This is a genomic window from Bacteroides caecimuris, from assembly GCF_001688725.2.
In the GTDB taxonomy this organism is placed as follows: Bacteria; Bacteroidota; Bacteroidia; order Bacteroidales; family Bacteroidaceae; genus Bacteroides; species Bacteroides caecimuris.
Genome location: NZ_CP015401.2, coordinates 3819102 through 3836744, shown reverse-complemented (window position 1 = coordinate 3836744; position 17643 = coordinate 3819102). Strand labels below are relative to the sequence as shown.

Below are 17643 nucleotides of genomic sequence, written 5' to 3'. Positions count from 1 at the left end.
TAAATATTTAAAAGAAATGGCTAGATATACTGGACCAAAATCAAGAATCGCCCGTAAATTCGGTGAAGGAATCTTTGGAGCTGATAAAGTTTTGTCAAAGAAGAACTATCCTCCCGGACAACATGGTAATTCAAGAAAAAGAAAAACTTCTGAATACGGTGTGCAACTTCGTGAAAAGCAGAAAGCTAAATACACCTATGGAGTTTTAGAAAAACAATTCCGCAATTTGTTTGAAAAAGCAGCTACTGCTAAAGGTATTACTGGTGAGGTACTCCTTCAATTGCTGGAAGGTCGTCTTGACAACGTAGTATTCCGTTTGGGTATTGCTCCTACACGTGCTGCTGCTCGTCAGTTGGTTAGTCACAAGCACATCACTGTAGATGGTGAAGTAGTAAACATTCCTTCATTTGCAGTAAAACCAGGACAACTGATTGGTGTTCGTGAAAGATCTAAGTCTTTGGAAGTAATTGCTAATTCTCTTGCAGGTTTCAACCACAGCAAGTATGCTTGGTTGGAATGGGACGAGGCTTCAAAGGTTGGTAAAATGTTGCACATACCTGAAAGAGCAGACATTCCTGAGAACATTAAAGAACATTTGATCGTTGAATTGTATTCTAAATAATAATTAATTTCATGGCGATATTAGCATTTCAAAAACCTGATAAAGTATTAATGTTGGAGGCGGACTCTAGATTCGGCAAATTCGAATTTCGTCCGTTGGAACCGGGTTTTGGTATTACTGTAGGTAATGCATTACGCCGTATCCTTCTTTCTTCATTAGAGGGTTTTGCTATCACTACTATCAGAATCGATGGTGTGGAGCATGAATTTTCTAGTGTACCTGGAGTAAAAGAGGATGTTACCAACATTATCTTGAATCTGAAACAAGTGAGATTCAAGCAAGTAGTTGAAGAGTTCGAGAGCGAAAAAGTGAGCATCACTGTCGAGAATTCCAGTGAATTTAAAGCAGGTGACATAGGTAAGTATTTGACTGGATTTGAAGTGTTAAATCCGGAATTAGTTATTTGTCATTTAGATTCTAAGTCAACTATGCAGATTGATATTACTATTAACAAGGGTCGTGGTTATGTACCTGCCGATGAAAATCGCGAGTATTGCACGGATGTTAATGTAATTCCAATCGACTCTATTTATACACCGATACGTAATGTCAAGTATGCTGTAGAAAACTTCCGTGTAGAACAGAAGACTGACTACGAGAAGCTGGTGCTTGAGATTAGTACCGACGGTTCTATACATCCGAAAGAAGCGCTGAAAGAAGCTGCAAAAATTTTGATTTATCACTTCATGTTGTTCTCTGACGAGAAGATCACGCTTGAAAGTAATGATACTGACAGCAATGAAGAGTTTGATGAAGAAGTATTGCACATGCGTCAGCTGTTGAAAACTAAACTCGTTGATATGGACTTGTCAGTTCGTGCCCTCAATTGTTTGAAGGCTGCTGACGTAGAAACTCTCGGCGACTTGGTACAGTTCAACAAAACTGACCTGTTGAAATTCAGAAACTTCGGAAAGAAATCGCTTACCGAGCTTGATGATTTGCTGGAAAGTCTGAATCTGTCGTTTGGAACCGACATTTCTAAATATAAATTAGATAAAGAATAAAAAATGAGACATAATAAAAAATTCAATCATTTAGGTCGTACTGCTTCTCATAGAAGCGCTATGTTATCTAACATGGCTTGCTCTTTGATCAAGCACAAAAGAATCACTACGACTGTTGCAAAGGCGAAAGCTTTGAAGAAGTTTGTTGAGCCTTTGATCACTAAGTCTAAAGAAGATACTACGAACTCTCGTCGTGTTGTATTTAGCAACTTGCAAGATAAGATTGCAGTAACAGAGTTGTTCAAAGAAATCTCTGTTAAGATTGCTGATCGTCCGGGTGGTTATACTCGTATCATCAAGACTGGTAACCGTTTGGGTGACAATGCAGAAATGTGCTTCATTGAGTTGGTTGACTACAATGAAAATATGCTTAAGGAAAAAGTTGCTAAGAAAGCTACTCGTACTCGTCGTTCGAAGAAGACTGCTGAAGCTGCTCCTGCTGTTGTTGAAGCTCCTGCAACTGAAGAACCGAAAGCTGAATCAGCTGAATAATTTTACAATTATTTTTATAGATATAAAAAGGGCTACCCTCAAAGGTAGCCTTTTTTGTTTGTCTATCTATCCTTTACTAATACTAAGATAATTGAAATATAGTAACCATTCTATTTTCCGCCTTGACACGCATCGCAACCCAGCATATCTTTGGTAACCATTCTATTTTCCGCCTTGACACGCATCGCAACCCAGCATATCTTTGCGCCATAACCAATTACTAACAAAGATTATGGCAAAAGAAAAAGTAAACTACCAAGAGGTGTACGACCTCTATCAGCTGTGCTGCGAAACCAAAGACCTTCGCGAGTTCTGTGCGGATTATGGAGTGAATTACGACAAGTTCATGAACTGGCAGCGCCACCAGCTATGGAGTGAGAAGTTAGGCAAGACAGTTCAGGTTGATCACCCCAAGGTTGCCAAAGTCCAGATAACCGGCAATCCCTGCAACAGTCCAACCGTGAAAATGGAAGTGAGACAGCCCGAAGGTGAAGCTCCGATAAGATGGGTAAAATTACAATTGGCATCAGGCGCAACGCTGTTCCTGAGAAACACCACAGTTCTTGATTTGAGCTTGTTGCTTAATAAAATGATAGGATGACATGCTGGGACTGAGTGCTAACCTGAACTATTACCTGTTCAACGGTAATGTTGATCTGCGGAAAGGTATTTTCCGATTATGTGAGAGTATAAGGGAAGAGATGTCACTTGACCCGAGCGATGCCTCCAACGTCTATATGTTCATGTCCCGTAACCGGAAGGTTGTGAAGATACTTCATTATGAACGCGGTTTTCCTGACTTTATCACTTTTTTAAAATTTTCTCATGAACCTGCCCTATAGATATCTGTAGCAGTGTTTTTAAGTCTAATTTGGGTGACGCACGGGAATTTTGTATCTTCGTGCTATGTTTGTGCGTAGGAAAAAGAATCGATCCGGTTCGACCAGTGTTGTCGTCGCCGATAAGAGTTCCAGTAGATTTACGGAACTCCATGTCATAGGTGTGGGTACAACCGAGGATGAAATTAGTCAACTTGTAAATGAAGGAAAGAATTGGATAGCCCATTACGGTGGACAGCAAACCATAAGCTTCCCTGATGATGAGTGTGAAAAACTAAGACGGGAAGAGAATTCAATGACTGAGTACATAGTATCCAATATAATAAGTACTTCTCTGAATTCACCTCAGAGAATCATCAATAAAGTTTACGATAAAATCGGATTCAATATCATACAGGATGAAGAACTACGTCATCTTGTAGTATCCAGAATATGCTCTCCTATGAGCAAGAAGGCCACAGTGGATTATCTGAGACGGCATTTCAAGGAAGAGGTCAGTTTACAGAAGATTTATCGTTATCTCGATAAACTATATAATACCCAGCAGGAACTCGTGCAGGAGATAAGTGTTAAGCATACAAAAGGATTGTTTGGCGGGAATTTAGGGATACTTTTCTACGATGTCACAACCCTTTATTTTGAGACAACGAATAAGGACGAGTTACGGGAATCCGGTTTTTCCAAAGATGGTAAAAATGCAAATTCACAAGTAGTTTTAGGACTTCTTGTCAGTCGTGGAGGATATCCCTTGTCTTATTCTCTGTTTAACGGTTCACAATATGAGGGATATACAATGCTTCCCATCGTAGATGATTTTGTTCAAAGATTCAATCTCGGCAATGATTTTGTAGTAATTGCAGACTCCGGGCTTATGAGCGCAAAGAATGTAAAGCTACTCCGTGATGGTGGATATAAGTATATAATAGGTGCCAGGATAAAGAAGGAATCCGGCCGGATAATGGAGAAAATAATTGCAACAGAGCGTCGGTGTGGGGTGTTCAATGATATCAAATATCCGGATGGAGACAGGCTTATTGTTGGATACTCTGATGAAAGGGCAAAGAAGAACGCATTCGATAGAGAACAAGGTGTGGAAAGGCTAAGAAAACGTTTTTCTAAGGGAACACTGACGAAGGCGGACATCAACAAACGAGGCTACAACAAGTTCCTTTCAGTCAGTTCTGGAATTACAGTCAGTATAGATGAGGAAAAGATAAAGGAAGATGCAATATGGGATGGATTAAAAGGGTATAAGACAAATACGGATCTAAGTCCAGAGAAAGTCTATGAAGCCTATCAGAATCTATGGAATGTGGAACGGTCGTTTCGTATTACCAAAGGTACGCTGGATGTAAGACCGATGTTCCATTTCACGCCAAGAAGAATTGAGGCTCATGTTTGTATATGTTTCGTTGCTTTGAAAGTATACAAGGAACTTGAAAGGCTATTAAAATTGTCTGGGTGTCCATACTCTGTAGATGAAACACTCAAGATAGCCGAGACTATAGTTACTATTGAGATTGCACGTCCGGAGAATAAAGACACTATAACAAAAACTCTCTGCCTCACAGAGGAGGAGAGAGCTATAGCGTACCTCATTGATACTGATGATTGGTTAGAGTTATGATTTGGGTGACGCAATGATAAAGTCAGGAATTGGCATCAGGCGCAACGCTGTTCCTGAGAAACACCACAGTTCTTGATTTGAGCTTGTTGCTTAATAAAATGATAGGATGACATGCTGGGACTGAGTGCTAACCTGAACTATTACCTGTTCAACGGTAATGTTGATCTGCGGAAAGGTATTTTCCGATTATGTGAGAGTATAAGGGAAGAGATGTCACTTGACCCGAGCGATGCCTCCAACGTCTATATGTTCATGTCCCGTAACCGGAAGGTTGTGAAGATACTTCATTATGAACGCGGTTTTTATGTGCTTTACGAGAAACGTCCTGTCATGGGAAAGTTCAAGAAACCGGTATTTGATGAGGTCTCCAAATGCTACCGGATACAATGGTCAGACATGGTCTATCTTACGGAAAGTATTGTAGTTGACAAGATGTACGTTAGTTCAAAAGATTAATATTAATATATTGATTATCAGTAAAATGATATAAAAATAAACGATAAAAAGTTTGCGTAACTGCCTGATTTTTCGTACCTTTATATCATGATTGATGAAAGGGCATACGAGTTACTTTGCTGCCAGTTGGGTCTGGCGAATGAGGAAAAGGCAGGGCTTCGCAAACAGGTAAACGAACTGATTGCGAGGTTTAAGGCCATTGAAGAATCCAATAAGGAGAACTCCAAGGCTCTGGTTGATACAATCAATGAATTATCCGTAACAGTCGAGAACTATCGAAAAGAAATGGAGCTTATGAGAAAGCAGCTTGAAGCGAAAGACGAGGTGAACAGGATGCTGGCAAACGAGATTTCCAATCTCAGGCTTCAGCTTGAGGACAACAGGAAACACCGTTTCGGTCGTACATCCGAGCAAAGAAAACTGCTGAACAACCGTAACCTTGACAAGTCTGCACTGCATAAGTCCGAATATGACGGTTCTGACAGAAAGGATGATGACAACGATAAGGCTGACGGTAACGAAACCGGCAGCAGTACCACTTCTGGTAGCACACCTGCACAGGACAGCCAACCTTCAAGAAGAAAGGAAACTGCACCACGTGCCGTGAAAACCAAATTGAAAGTTGACAAAGTAGTAGTACATGAAGTGGACGAGTATTACACGCTTCCCGAAGGAGGACGGTTCATGAACCGCAACGGTATGCCTGATGTGTGGGAATACAGGGTTATAGAACATGTAAGGGCTCATAACGTGGAGCATGTCTACAAGGTGGCAAGGGTGAAGCTTGCGGACGGCACTTTCGCGAACACGATGGAACATCCGCTGAAAGACCTTGGAGGCATCTTCTCTCCTGAACTGCTTGCCCGTCTGCTCTGTCTGAAATACGACTTCAGCATGCCGGAGAACAGGCAGATAAGACTGCTTGCCAGAGAGGGCATCCACATAAGCAATACCACACTGAACAGCTATATCCATAACGGAATCGCCAAACTCAAGGGTTTTATCGGAGAGGTATTCAAGGGGTTTGTACAGCAGGCTGAATATCTTATGGTTGATGAGACGACCGAACTTGTAGGCGTCGAAACAAAGGAAGGCAAGGCTTACAGGAGAAAGTACTTATGGGCATTCTTTGCAAAGCATATGAAGATGGTCTATTACCACTATAACAACGGCAGCAGGTCATCCGATGTGGCGAAGTCGTTCCTGGAACATTTTATGGGGACCCTTTCCACTGACGGATATACGGTTTACAGAATGTTTGATGGAGAAGACTCAAAGGTGCTTCATATAGGATGCCGGACGCACTGCAGAAGGTTGTGGGTTGACGCCTTGCCTTCGGACAGGACAGCGATGGAGATAATAGACTCCATCGGCGATATGTTCATGAATGAAGATCTGTTCCGCACCATGAAGCTCAGCGGTGAGCAGATAAAGGGGAAAAGACGGAAGCTTACAGGACCGATCCTTGAAAGTATCCATCATAAGGTGGTCATGATGATGCAGGATGCGAAGGTTATGGCTAACGAACTGATGAGAAAGGCTGTCAATTATACGTTAAACCAGTGGAAGTCCCTGAGAAATATCCTCAAGGACGGTGCAGCGGAAATATCGAACAACCTCTGTGAACAAAGGATGAAACCGGTAAAGCTGTTGCTCAAGAACTGTATGAACATAGGCAGTGAGGATGCGGCAGAAAACTCGGCATTCATCTTCTCTCTGATAGAAAGCTGTAAGCTTAATGGCATAGACCCTCAGGATTACCTGAAGCACCTGTTCGAATGTATTCTTCATGGTAAGGACTGCGACAAGAAGACTCTTCTACCATGTTTTTATAAACCGGAATGTTAAAACAAAAATATTTTCTTGCGGGCATTTTTATTTTATCGGCTGAAAAACAGCCGATAAAATTGTCGTGGCGGAAAATAGAATGATTACTGAAATATATCCTAATTGAACTTTTCATAATGAGAATCTGTTATATTTGCAGATGAATATGGCAAAATTTGTAAAGGTAATATTGTTTCTGTTGCTGACAGTTGCTTTTCATAGCATAGCAAGCAATGTTTCTACCGAAAAAACGGTGGATAAGCAGGGGCGTGATATTACATATATCATTGGGCAGCATGGAGAGATCTGTACACCGGGGCTTCCGGGTAAGCCTGTGGCTGAATTGAATAATTTGCAGAGTCATCAAATGTCAGTGTCGCGTATTCAACGTGTACAGCTTGGAGAATATTTCTTTTCTTTAAAGAATGTGCTACAATGTTGTGCTGATCGTGAGAGTTCACTATCACAGCATTGGGGACGGATTTATGATACAACAACTTCCTATTATTGCCAACCATCAAGTGCGTACTATGTATACACTTTGAGGCGTATAATTATTTAGTAGTAAATTTATTGGTACTGTTTATTTAGTGGTTGCTGGTACCTTCTGTGTACTGGTGATTGCACTTATCTTTTATGTTTATATTTTTACTAATAAATTTAATATTAAATATTATGGCAACTACTCAAACGATTGATGCTACTATATTTGCATCTACACATCCCGATATCGCTAAACGTACAAGTGTTTCTGGAGTTTTAATTTCTTCTATAATGTTATTGATTGGTATTTTAGCTTTTGCTTCAATTTTCGAATTGGATGACAAGTCTTCTACGGCCAGTATGGCTTTAATGGTTTTGGGAGCAGGTTTGTTCCTTATGGGGATTTTCCGTCTTTTCTGGAAATCAAAGGAAGTTATTTATTTGCCAACAAAAAGCGTGGCTAAAGAACATAGTGTATTTTTTGATTTGAAGCATGTGGATACTTTAATGAATTTTGTGAATTCGGGTTCATTCTCTACTGATTTGAAAATAAAAAGCGAGGCTAGTGGAAATATACGTATGGATGTGATGCTCTCTGCTGATAAGAAGTTTGCTGCTGTACAGCTATTTCAATTTGTACCTTACACGTATCAGCCAATAACACCGGTGCAGTATTTCACCAATGAAGAAGCTTCTGCAGTAGTAGCTTTTCTTTCAAAAAGTAAAATGTAAAGGCGGTTTAAAAAGTCGTCAGTAACTCTAATTCCCCTCTTTCGGGAAGCTACCCTTTATACACATCTTTAAATCCTTACAAATTGGAATATTTAAAGGTGTTATTAGGAAAAAAAAGGATTAAATAATGACTATGCTTACCATGAATAGCCTTAATTAATTTAACTCTTTATGTGCCTATTTCTTAAAAAAATAGATGTGTAAAAGGGTAGCTTCCTGAAGGAGGAGAATGAGGATAGAACCGACTTTTTAGACAGCCTCTTGTTTGACTTTGTTTTTCCGACACGTTAAAAAACATGCAGTTTGAAACTTTAGATTCAGTTTGCTGCTACTAAATAAAGCAGGTTTTAGATCTTACTGTAAAGGATAACTTTGATTTTCATATGAAGAATGGGGATTAGTCGTTAATGACAGCGATTCCCATTTTTTCATTAAGAAGCAGGCGTTTATGTTTTGAGCAACTCCGTTTCTCATTTGATATGAAAAGGTGAGGGCTCAGTTCAATTCCGCACGGAAATGGATGAGATTTTGTTCTCAATTACTGATTTGCATAAGTATACCATGAACTTTTGATTCATAAGTTTCACCCGTTTCACCTTATAACTGAAACATCGATGAATAAGTAGATAGCGGGTGAAAGCGTAGGAAAAAACCAGGTGAAGTCTTCCATTATCGCTTTCACCTTTTGAATTTATTTATACCGATTGCTGGACATATATAGCCATCGTGCTGAATATATAGATGCAATACGGTGAGTATATAGATGCAATCTGTTGAATCTATAGATGTACCAATTCAAGTATTAATAGATGAGTTCCAATGTATTAACACCTGACAACCAAGCTATTAATATCTGACAGTTCATCTATTAATACCTGACAATGGATTTGCTATAAGCATATTTTCATTAGCTATAATGATATCCGGATTAGCTATAATGATATTGGTTTTAGCTCAAAGGATATTTTGAAAAGCCAAGGTGAAACCGATAATGTTCTGTTTCACCTGATTTCACCCCTCGCTTTCACCCGCTATAGCCTTATTCATCGGCATTTCAAGAATCAGGTGAAAGCGATGAATGGCAATAATCTTATAGTGGCATTTATGATACTTTATTTAACGTGAAGTCTTAGAATTCACGTTAAATAAGAAAGGGGAATAGCTAAACTCCCCATTCTTTCAGAAGAAGGATGATGGAGTTATCATTGAGTTTTGCCCCCTCCTAGATCATACTTTTCTGTTTGACACATACTTGTTTGCAGTTTACCGGAAGGCTAGAAGCGCACTTCTACGGATTTGCCATTGTCTACTTTATATTTTCTGACCGTCTTGTTGTCTTCCTTAATGAATACCAGTAAGTGTTCTCCTTTGTCACGTTTTACTTCTATATCATATATCTTGCCAAATGCGCAAACGCGTCTGATAGCCATTTCATTCCAGCTTTTCGGTAGTTGTGGTGTCAATGTAAAAGCGTTCAATGCAATGGGACGTATGCCAAACAAGCCTTCCGTCATAATACGGCAATACAATGCGCTCTCGGTCGATAAATGCCTCTGATTTCCTTCCGGCCATGCTTCTACAGCGTAAGGTACATGGTCGCCCAATAAACGGGTTGTAGAATATTGTTCTAGATATTTGGTCGCGATATCTCTGGCACCACAAGCGTAACTTCCACGGAAAGCGTAAAGTGTGGAGCGATCCCAATAGGTAGAAGTGCCCGACTGTGTCAATAAGCCATTCTCCATCCATAATTTATCTGAAAACAAGGCGGCTATCGTGCCTTCTGCCTGGTCGTAGATGCCCATGGTCAGGGGGATGCAAATCCACGAACGTAGCACTGTGTTGCCATCATAATAGCGATAGGTGTCATAACCTTCCACCTCTCGGGCAAAATAAGTATGAATATTCTTATAAAGTTCGGCAGCTTCCTTGCGGTAAGATTTGATCAATTTCTCTTCCTTATTCAAGGCTTTTCCCAAATGTGCGGCTGAAATCAGAGCATCATAATATAAAGAAGAAGTACATAGATTGGCTTCTCCGGCAGGGAAACGATTCTCCAGTTCATCGGAATCCGATGTCACTACTCCTTCCGCATTCAGTTTCCGGTGGCAATACTCCAGACTCCACTTAATCAGCGGCCATAATTTTTCTGCTTCGCCATATTTTCCGGATGCCAAAGCATAGCGTGCCGCGCCGTAAGCAACCATTGCCACATCTCCACGATCGCCCGCCACACCGAAACAGTCCAGTCCTTCGGCAATGATAGAGGAGGGCAGCGGTTTATATTCATCATTCATATATCGCATGAACAGGCTGAAAGAATCCATTGCCGAGCGATTGCCCGCCTGATAGCCCAAATAAGGGAAAAACGGATTGATGTATTCTGCCTGATCGTTTGCCCAGATGGCTGCATAATACGCTTCTCCTCCAGGACTTTGCATATATCCTCCTTGGGTGTCGAATATGCTTTCCGAACTGCGTATCTTGGCAAACGAAAACATTGTATTGATGACTTTATTGGGTGTTTCAAGCACCAGATTGTTTCGTAACTGTCGGAGGAAGTCGCGGCGCGCTTCCAGTTCCCGGTCTGCATGCAATATAAGTTCCCGGTCATGCTCTTTATATCCGGCATAGATCACTTGGAACCATGCCTTTTCGCCGGATTTTAACTGAAATGTTCCCTCTTTCACGGAAGATGAGAACGTGGCTGTCAGCCGATAACTGCCTTCCACTCCTTTCTCTTGATCGGTGCGATAGGAGAGGGTGAGTGATGGAAACTCAACCGTCAGCGGACGGTCTGTCGTATTTTCCAGTTCATATTTCTCACAAAACGCCGGATGGGAAGCGGAAGGGAAAAGAGTGCGTACTAATGCGACGCCTCTATCGGCATAGATGCTTCTCACTGTCATAAACCCGCTTAGTGAGACGGTTTCCACCTTTTCGCCTGTCAAAGGCTGTCCGTTTACGGTGCACAGGTGTGCCCAGTCTCCATTAAAATGATGTTGCAAGCTGCCATGCGTATCGTTCGGAATGGTTCGGAAAGTGGGCAGAATAAGATTACGGTCGATCATCCATTCGCCTCTGTCGTTTACACCGTAGCGCAACACGACCGACATTTTCAGTCCGCTCATCTCAATGTGATCCTGGTGTGTGCCGTTTACTTGCCAATAAATGCTATCGGGCGAAGCAATCGTCCATCTTGTAGCTTCATGAGCATTTAATAAACCGGCACACGACAAGAGCACTGCCGCTGTAAGCCAACCCATATTTTGCTTTAGATTCATATTTCGATATTTGGTTAATGTGAGTTATTATTCTACAGGGTCAGCCGCACTCCGATTTGGTTTTTACTGCCACCACTATCCCTCCTCTTTGTTTTACCATTGAATGGCTTGATCCTGATCAGGAATCAATGTATTGATCTTACGTTCCAACACCAACGAGCCGCGAGCGTTGAACACAATCGGGTTGGAAGGATCGGAAGTGAAGTCGGTGTAGTTATACTGCATCTGCATCGTCACGTAGTAGTGTTTCAGGTAAGGCTGTACGGGGTCCATGTTGCTGCGTATCTCGTACGTACAAGTACCGCTGCTTTGCAGGTTCATCTCGTTTGCGGCATCGCCCGGGCGCAAAGTCAGTGTGCCTGAAACGGTACCGCTTTCATCCGTCGTGCCGGGATTAAAGGTGACAATCACCTTGTACTTGCTGCGGTTCACGTCTTCCTCCCACACCGTTCCCGCGTAGAAGAACACACTGTTTTCATCGACTACCGACACGTTACGTTCGGAAATCGTGGCAGGGTCGGTGGTTTCTCCGTCCATATAGATGTTCATGCTCGTGGCAGAGTACTTGCCCGAATAGTCGTTGAACAGGTTGATCTTCAGCAGCGCCTTTCGCCATCCCTTCCACATGTTAGGAGTGTAGCCCTCGCCGGGTTCGATGGTGAGTGGAAGTACCCACTTCTCCACCAAGTCCAGATTGGTAAAATTGAAGTCTATCGTATAGGATTGCACGTTGCTTCCTGCCGGAATGTGGCATGTTTCAGAGGCAAGAGAATAAAACGTTTCGGGCAGTTGCCTATAATAAAGGTCGGTGCGATGGAGAAACTTGGCTATGTTCAGCACATCGAGCGTGTCATTGTCTACTCCTATCTTCACCTCCAGATTGTTGGCATTATCAGTGGTTCCACTCACGATGACGGGCAGTTGGTAAGAGCAGACGCCGTCGGGGTTGTAGCGCAAATAGATATTTGATATACCCGTTGCGTCTACCGGAGCTTTGAAGGAAATCATTTGTTCATACAGTTCGTCTTTCCATTCGTCATTGCAGGCACTGAAGGCGATACATGCCAACAGTGCGATAGCTATATATAATTTCTTCATATCGTTCTGTGTTTATTATCGGATTAATCGTAATCTTCCCATCCAGGGGCTTGTGTCATATTCTTATTGCGTTTCAGTTCGTTGTAGGCAATCGGCCAGAAATACTGTTTGCGCGAGAATGAAGTTTGCAAGTAGGGCACCCGCACCGGTGTATAGAATTCGATAGCGTGCGCTTTGTTCATCAGAGTGTTGCAACCGTATATCTGTTCCGCTTCGTCTACGGGAGCGTCTTTCCAGCGGCGTAAGTCCCAAAAACGTTGATTCTCAGCAAAAAACTCGATCTGGCGTTCGTGTTTCAGCTGGCGGCGGAAAGCATCCGGGTCATTATACACAACATCGTTGTAGTCGGGCACTCCGGCACGCATGCGCACCGGCTTCACTCCGCGACGCATCTCTTCCATGTCCCGTTGGATGGTGTAGGTGGTAGCTCCATCCCACGAACTAATCTGATAAGTGCCGGTCAGTTCGTTCAACGCTTCGGCATACATCAACAGAATGTCGGCATAGCGGATGGCAGTATCTACCTTCCCTTCCATCTTGCCTTCGTTCGTGTTGCAGTCTTTGGGATGGATAAACTTCATCACACCGATACCGGTAGGAATCCAGCGCTCATTACCGTTAGTCCGTCCGTTGGATTCTCCTCTATAATAGAACACTTGCTGATTTTTATATCCATCTTCTTTGGCACTCAAACAGAACCACATCGAACCGCTGAACGCCACCGAAGCATAGAAACGAGGCTCACGGTTGGCATATTCGAAATAAACGCCGTTGCGTAGGTGGTCGTAGGGATGTTCATCCTTGTTATCATCGGCAGTGAACTTCTTGGGGCAAGTGGCACGATCGAACGGTTTTCCGTCTGCCATAGCGTATGCATCGCACTGCTTCATGGTCACTCCGTGGATATTCCAGCCACCAGCCGTGCCGGGCAACTGATGTTTCGCCAAGTCGGTGACACCCATGTCTTTCAGCTCGCCATTGTGGTTGTTGTTCTTTCCCCGAGTAAAGATAAGTTCCGGATTCTCCGATGCGAACAGTTCGCCGTTGAACACAGACCGATAGGACTCAAACGGGTCAATGTTCTGCCAACCGTCGGGGAAGTCTTGATGGGAGTAAACCGGATGTTCGGGCGGAGTAATGGTGTTCGGATATGCCTCGTCCGTAGTGTTTGTGCGCACCTGGCTGGTGTAAAGCCGGTAAAGGTTTCTGCTCTCTGCCAATTCGATGAGGTCACGTGCGGCAGCGGCAGCCTTCGCCCACTTACTTTCGTCGTATGTCTGTGAGATGAGGATGCGTCCCGTTTTGTCGGTGAAGTCCGCCATTTCCGTATTGCCGTTTGCCAACGGACTGGCGGCGAAAAGATAGGCTTTGGCACGCACGGCTAGCGCGGCGCCTTTCGTGGCGCGTGCAATGTTTACATTGTTTCTCTTCTCCGCCAGTTCAGTGGCTGCTTGTGCCATCTCCGTGGCTATGTATTCGGCACACTCGTCATAACTGTTGCGGGGAAACGAAAGGTTGTCATACGATTCCGTATAGTCCGCGCCTGCATCGGGCATGATGGGCACCGGACCATATTTGCGCAACAGCAGCCAATAGAGGTATGCCCTCACGAAACGGGCCTGTCCTTTCACATCCGTAATCTCTTCGGGTGTCAGGTCTTTATTCTTATCTACGTTTTGAATAAGGATGGATGCCTGACGGATGCCTTCGTAAGACTTTGGCCAAGAGGTGGTATAGTAGTCCTGATAGGCATAGCCGTACCCGTATTCGCCCAACTTGAAACGGCGGAAGCGTTCTCCGTTGTTTCCTTCGTTGAATACCATGTCGTCAGAGTAATTGGTAGGACACACGTCGCTGTGGGCAATTTCTAGATTGTCACCCTGCAAGGCACTGTAGCAATAAGACAGCCACTGCAAAGTATTATCTTTATTTTCAAAGATGTGGTCTTCACTCTGCTGGTCTTTGAAGTAGCGTTGCATGTCCATGTAGTCTGTGCAGGAGGTGACGCTCAGACTCAATCCTGCCATCACCATTCCCAGTAAGATATATTTTCTTGTTTTCATAACACTTCTTGATTATAAGTTGATAGTCATTCCTAATGTATATGTTCTCGACAGCGGATATTTCTGTCCGTTGGAGCTGCCCATTTCGGGGTCCCATAGCTTGAAACTTGAGAACGTGAGGAGATTGGTGCCCATCAAATAGAAACGTATGTTATCTATATGAAGCTTGTTGACAAACGTCTTTGGCAGGGTATAGCCAATCTCCAGCGTTTTCAGACGCATGTATGAACCATCTCGTAGCCAATAGGTAGACGCGCGATAGTTATTGTTGTTGCCTCCGAAGCTCAAGCGCGGATATTCTGCATGAGGGTTTTCATTGCTACCTAGCGACCAATACTTGCCTACTACGTCCGTCAGAATATTTCCCCAGTCTCCTTCGCTGAACGGATATACCGTATAGCCGTTGATAAAGAACGATGATTTGCCTGCCCCCTGAAAGTGGACGTTGAAATCTATACCTTTCCAAGAAGTAGACAGTCCGAAACCGTAGACCAGGTTAGGGCGGGTGGTGGCGCCAATAGGCACAACATCGTCGTCGTTGATGCGTCCGTCACCGTTCACGTCCTTATATTTGATGTCGCCGGGTGCTACCTCACCGAACATCTGTTGCGGGCTTTGACGTATTTCGTCATAATCTTTGAACAGGCCTTCGGCTATCAAGCCGCGTGCTTGGTCTACGCGAAAACCTGCCTGTCTTGTATATCCGTAGTGGCTGTACTCCTCGTCATACTCGATGATGTTGTTTTTGCTGTATGTCATATTGGCGCGCAGGGTCAAGTCGGCTTCTCCCATCTTCTGTTTGAAAGCGATGTTTCCATCGAATCCTTTGGAAAGAACGGAACCGATATTGGCGGCAGGAGCAGAGTTTAGCGTGTTCAGTCCAAGACTTGGCGGTAGATAGTTGCGGGTCATATAGATGCCATCACGTTGTTCGTGGAAGTAATCGATGGTACCACTCAATTTGTCGCCAAACAGTGAGAAGTCCAATCCCACATCGTGTTTCTTCGACACTTCCCATGTGACATTTTTCGATGCCAGTGTCGCGTAGGTCAATCCTGTATAATAATAAATGTTCGTTCCTATGTCGCCATAGTTATATCCAAAGAGATCATCGGTCTTGAAGGTCGGCAGATAAGGGAATCGAACTCTTGCTCCTCTCTCACTTACATAGTCGTTGCCCACTTTACCGTAAGAGTAGCGCAGTTTGAACATTCCCATCCATGGAAGTGCTTTCTTCACAATGGGTTCTTCTGCAATGTTCCATGCCACAGAAAAAGCCGGAAAGAAACCAAACTGATGTCCGGGAGCAAAGTTTTCAGAACCGTTGTAGCCGAAATTGGCATCAAAGAAATAGCGGTATTTCCATCCGTAAGTGAATCGTCCGGCAAGTCCCTGATGACGGCGGTCGATGGTTTGGACATAGTTGTTGGAGATATTCTCCGAGGTATCAATGAATTTGTCTTGTGTATATTTCAGTACGGCTCCCACCTGATGGTCGCCAAACGTGCGGTCGTAGTGCAGTTCCGCTTCGAGATATTCTTTACGTTCACCGTTGGAACCACTATGCGACATCATCAATTGTTCCGTTGTCGTTCGTTTAAACTGAATATTCCCGTCCGAATCACGTTGCCGTTCTGCCTGCCAGCCTTCGGGCCATTTCATGCGGCGGTTATAGTTTCTGTTGGTCGTATCATATCCAAAGCGTCCTACAAACTTCAATCCTTTGGTGAGAAAGTCGAAATTCTGTTCAAGGCTGATGGTACTCTGAATCTTGTTTTCCCAAGTTTCGTTGAATCCTTGTTGGGTGATCAATATCCACGGATTCTGCTTTTCGGCATATCCTCGTGAAGCGGCGCGCCCATCTGAATACTGCACCGGAAAGCTGATAGGATTGTATCCCAGCAAGGCTCCCCATATCTCATCGCTGGTGCCGCCCGGCTGGTTCTGTTTGGCCAGCGAGCCGGATACTCCCACCTTAATCAGAGTAGTCTTTGTCAAGTCAACGTCCACATTCATGCGATAGTTCCAACGGCGGTAATTGGCGTTGGTGTTGAAATCTTTCATGGCTTCGTCAGCTTCGTACATACCCCCTTCGTCTACATAGCTGGCAGAGATAAAGTAACGTGCGAGCGTACCACCGCCATTCATGTCTAAGGTAGCCCGATAGGTAGGCGCTCCTTTTCGAAGCAACATTCCCATCCAGTCTACATTCGGATAGATGTCAGGGTCAAGACCGCTTGCAATCAGATGAATATCGTCTTCCGAATAGGCTGCTTCCCTATTGCGGGTAGTATAGGCCTCATTCATCATGCGCGCATACGTCACGCCGTCTACAAATTCAGGGGTCCGGGTGCGCATATTATATGAGGTTTCCAACTTTGCGTTGATGTGCGCCTTGCCTTCCTTACCGCGTTTGGTGGTTATCAGCACCACGCCATTGGCACCGCGTGAGCCATAAATGGCAGTAGCAGAAGCATCTTTTAGCACAGTGAAAGTAGCTATGTCTTCAATATTTAGTTCGTTCATGCTACGTTCAAATCCATCCACTAATACCAAAGCGCCGGAACCAGCTCCAAAAGTGGAGATACCTCGAATCCAGAATTCGGAAATATTATCTCCCGGCTGACCGGAGGTCTGCCGGGCCATCACACCCGGCACTACCCCTGCCAAAGCGTTGGTGATGCTGGAAGTAGGTGTCTTTAAATCTTTTATATCTACGGTAGTGACGGCACCTGTCACAGAAATTTTCTTCTGTGCACCCGTACCGGTGATTACTACTTGGTCGAGCACGGTAGATTCGCTTTCTTTCATTGCTACATTGATCACACGGCTGTCTTTAAGCAGTATTTCCTGTTTGTCGAAACCTATGTAGGAAAATATAAGGTAGGAATAAAGATTGGCTTTCAGTTTGTATCGGCCGTTGATATCAGTCATGGTGCCCAGTCCGGGAGAGTTCTTGATGGTAATGTTCACACCGATCAACGGTTCTTTCGTTTTCGCATCTGTGACGATACCCGTCACTTCCACCTGTTTTTCTTGAGCGTAGCCGATGATATTCCATCCCACCGACAGTAAGAACAAGAGTAATATAAATTTTTTCATATTGTGTGTTTTTT

General features: G+C 43.7%; 13 protein-coding genes and 1 pseudogene. 10 read left to right on the top strand and 4 right to left on the bottom strand.

What is annotated here, in order from left to right:
- Window positions 1-16: 16 nt before the first annotated feature.
- The 10 genes and pseudogenes from rpsD to A4V03_RS16540 all read left to right on the top strand — a co-directional run bounded on the left by rpsD (window position 17) and on the right by A4V03_RS16540 (window position 8082).
- Window positions 17-622 (top strand): 30S ribosomal protein S4, encoded by a 606-nt coding sequence (gene rpsD, locus A4V03_RS16585; RefSeq protein WP_004296326.1) that lies wholly within the window; start codon window positions 17-19, stop codon window positions 620-622.
- Between the two features lie 11 nt (window positions 623-633).
- Window positions 634-1626, top strand: coding sequence for a DNA-directed RNA polymerase subunit alpha (locus tag A4V03_RS16580; RefSeq protein ID WP_065539672.1), 993 nt, complete (start codon window positions 634-636; stop codon window positions 1624-1626).
- Between the two features lie 3 nt (window positions 1627-1629).
- Complete coding sequence (gene rplQ / locus A4V03_RS16575; RefSeq protein WP_065539671.1) at window positions 1630-2118, top strand: 50S ribosomal protein L17; 489 nt, start codon at window positions 1630-1632, stop codon at window positions 2116-2118.
- Window positions 2119-2350: 232 nt separating this feature from the next.
- The gene (locus tag A4V03_RS16570) at window positions 2351-2719 is read left to right on the top strand and encodes a hypothetical protein (RefSeq protein WP_065538241.1); all 369 of its coding nucleotides are present in this window, start codon (window positions 2351-2353) and stop codon (window positions 2717-2719) included.
- 1 nt (window position 2720) lies between these two features.
- Window positions 2721-2912 (top strand): annotated as a pseudogene (gene tnpB / locus A4V03_RS16565) (IS66 family insertion sequence element accessory protein TnpB); the annotation flags it as partial.
- 112 nt (window positions 2913-3024) lie between these two features.
- A complete protein-coding gene (locus A4V03_RS16560; RefSeq protein WP_065538612.1) occupies window positions 3025-4584 on the top strand; it encodes an IS1634 family transposase in 1560 nt (519 codons plus the stop codon).
- A 111-nt stretch (window positions 4585-4695) separates the two neighbouring features.
- The gene (tnpB, locus tag A4V03_RS16555; RefSeq protein ID WP_065538242.1) at window positions 4696-5040 is read left to right on the top strand and encodes an IS66 family insertion sequence element accessory protein TnpB; all 345 of its coding nucleotides are present in this window, start codon (window positions 4696-4698) and stop codon (window positions 5038-5040) included.
- A gap of 87 nt (window positions 5041-5127) precedes the next feature.
- Complete coding sequence (gene tnpC / locus A4V03_RS16550; protein ID WP_065539669.1) at window positions 5128-6888, top strand: IS66 family transposase; 1761 nt, start codon at window positions 5128-5130, stop codon at window positions 6886-6888.
- Window positions 6889-7033: 145 nt separating this feature from the next.
- A complete protein-coding gene (locus A4V03_RS16545) occupies window positions 7034-7429 on the top strand; it encodes a hypothetical protein (protein WP_065540483.1) in 396 nt (131 codons plus the stop codon).
- 113 nt (window positions 7430-7542) lie between these two features.
- Complete coding sequence (locus A4V03_RS16540) at window positions 7543-8082, top strand: hypothetical protein (protein ID WP_065539668.1); 540 nt, start codon at window positions 7543-7545, stop codon at window positions 8080-8082.
- Window positions 8083-9356: 1274 nt separating this feature from the next.
- Here the strand turns inward: A4V03_RS16540 and A4V03_RS16535 are convergent.
- The 4 genes from A4V03_RS16535 to A4V03_RS16520 form a co-directional block, all read right to left on the bottom strand.
- Window positions 9357-11366 (bottom strand): hypothetical protein, encoded by a 2010-nt coding sequence (locus A4V03_RS16535; protein WP_065539667.1) that lies wholly within the window; start codon window positions 11364-11366, stop codon window positions 9357-9359.
- A gap of 93 nt (window positions 11367-11459) precedes the next feature.
- The gene (locus A4V03_RS16530; RefSeq protein WP_065539666.1) at window positions 11460-12464 is read right to left on the bottom strand and encodes a DUF4973 domain-containing protein; all 1005 of its coding nucleotides are present in this window, start codon (window positions 12462-12464) and stop codon (window positions 11460-11462) included.
- A 23-nt stretch (window positions 12465-12487) separates the two neighbouring features.
- Window positions 12488-14527, bottom strand: a complete 2040-nt coding sequence (locus tag A4V03_RS16525) for a RagB/SusD family nutrient uptake outer membrane protein (protein WP_065539665.1) — start codon at window positions 14525-14527, stop codon at window positions 12488-12490.
- A 12-nt stretch (window positions 14528-14539) separates the two neighbouring features.
- Window positions 14540-17629, bottom strand: coding sequence for a SusC/RagA family TonB-linked outer membrane protein (locus A4V03_RS16520; RefSeq protein WP_065539664.1), 3090 nt, complete (start codon window positions 17627-17629; stop codon window positions 14540-14542).
- Between the last annotated feature and the right edge of the window lie 14 nt (window positions 17630-17643).

What these genes read in the sequence shown, in the direction of transcription:
- rpsD (WP_004296326.1), top strand. Translation starts at nt 17, where the DNA reads ATGGCTAGATATACTGGACCAAAATCAAGAATCGCCCGTAAATTCGGT.
- A4V03_RS16580 (WP_065539672.1), top strand. Translation starts at nt 634, where the DNA reads ATGGCGATATTAGCATTTCAAAAACCTGATAAAGTATTAATGTTGGAG.
- rplQ (WP_065539671.1), top strand. Translation starts at nt 1,630, where the DNA reads ATGAGACATAATAAAAAATTCAATCATTTAGGTCGTACTGCTTCTCAT.
- A4V03_RS16570 (WP_065538241.1), top strand. Translation starts at nt 2,351, where the DNA reads ATGGCAAAAGAAAAAGTAAACTACCAAGAGGTGTACGACCTCTATCAG.
- A4V03_RS16560 (WP_065538612.1), top strand. Translation starts at nt 3,025, where the DNA reads ATGTTTGTGCGTAGGAAAAAGAATCGATCCGGTTCGACCAGTGTTGTC.
- tnpB (WP_065538242.1), top strand. Translation starts at nt 4,696, where the DNA reads ATGCTGGGACTGAGTGCTAACCTGAACTATTACCTGTTCAACGGTAAT.
- tnpC (WP_065539669.1), top strand. Translation starts at nt 5,128, where the DNA reads ATGATTGATGAAAGGGCATACGAGTTACTTTGCTGCCAGTTGGGTCTG.
- A4V03_RS16545 (WP_065540483.1), top strand. Translation starts at nt 7,034, where the DNA reads ATGGCAAAATTTGTAAAGGTAATATTGTTTCTGTTGCTGACAGTTGCT.
- A4V03_RS16540 (WP_065539668.1), top strand. Translation starts at nt 7,543, where the DNA reads ATGGCAACTACTCAAACGATTGATGCTACTATATTTGCATCTACACAT.
- A4V03_RS16535 (WP_065539667.1), bottom strand. Translation starts at nt 11,366, where the DNA reads ATGAATCTAAAGCAAAATATGGGTTGGCTTACAGCGGCAGTGCTCTTG.
- A4V03_RS16530 (WP_065539666.1), bottom strand. Translation starts at nt 12,464, where the DNA reads ATGAAGAAATTATATATAGCTATCGCACTGTTGGCATGTATCGCCTTC.
- A4V03_RS16525 (WP_065539665.1), bottom strand. Translation starts at nt 14,527, where the DNA reads ATGAAAACAAGAAAATATATCTTACTGGGAATGGTGATGGCAGGATTG.
- A4V03_RS16520 (WP_065539664.1), bottom strand. Translation starts at nt 17,629, where the DNA reads ATGAAAAAATTTATATTACTCTTGTTCTTACTGTCGGTGGGATGGAAT.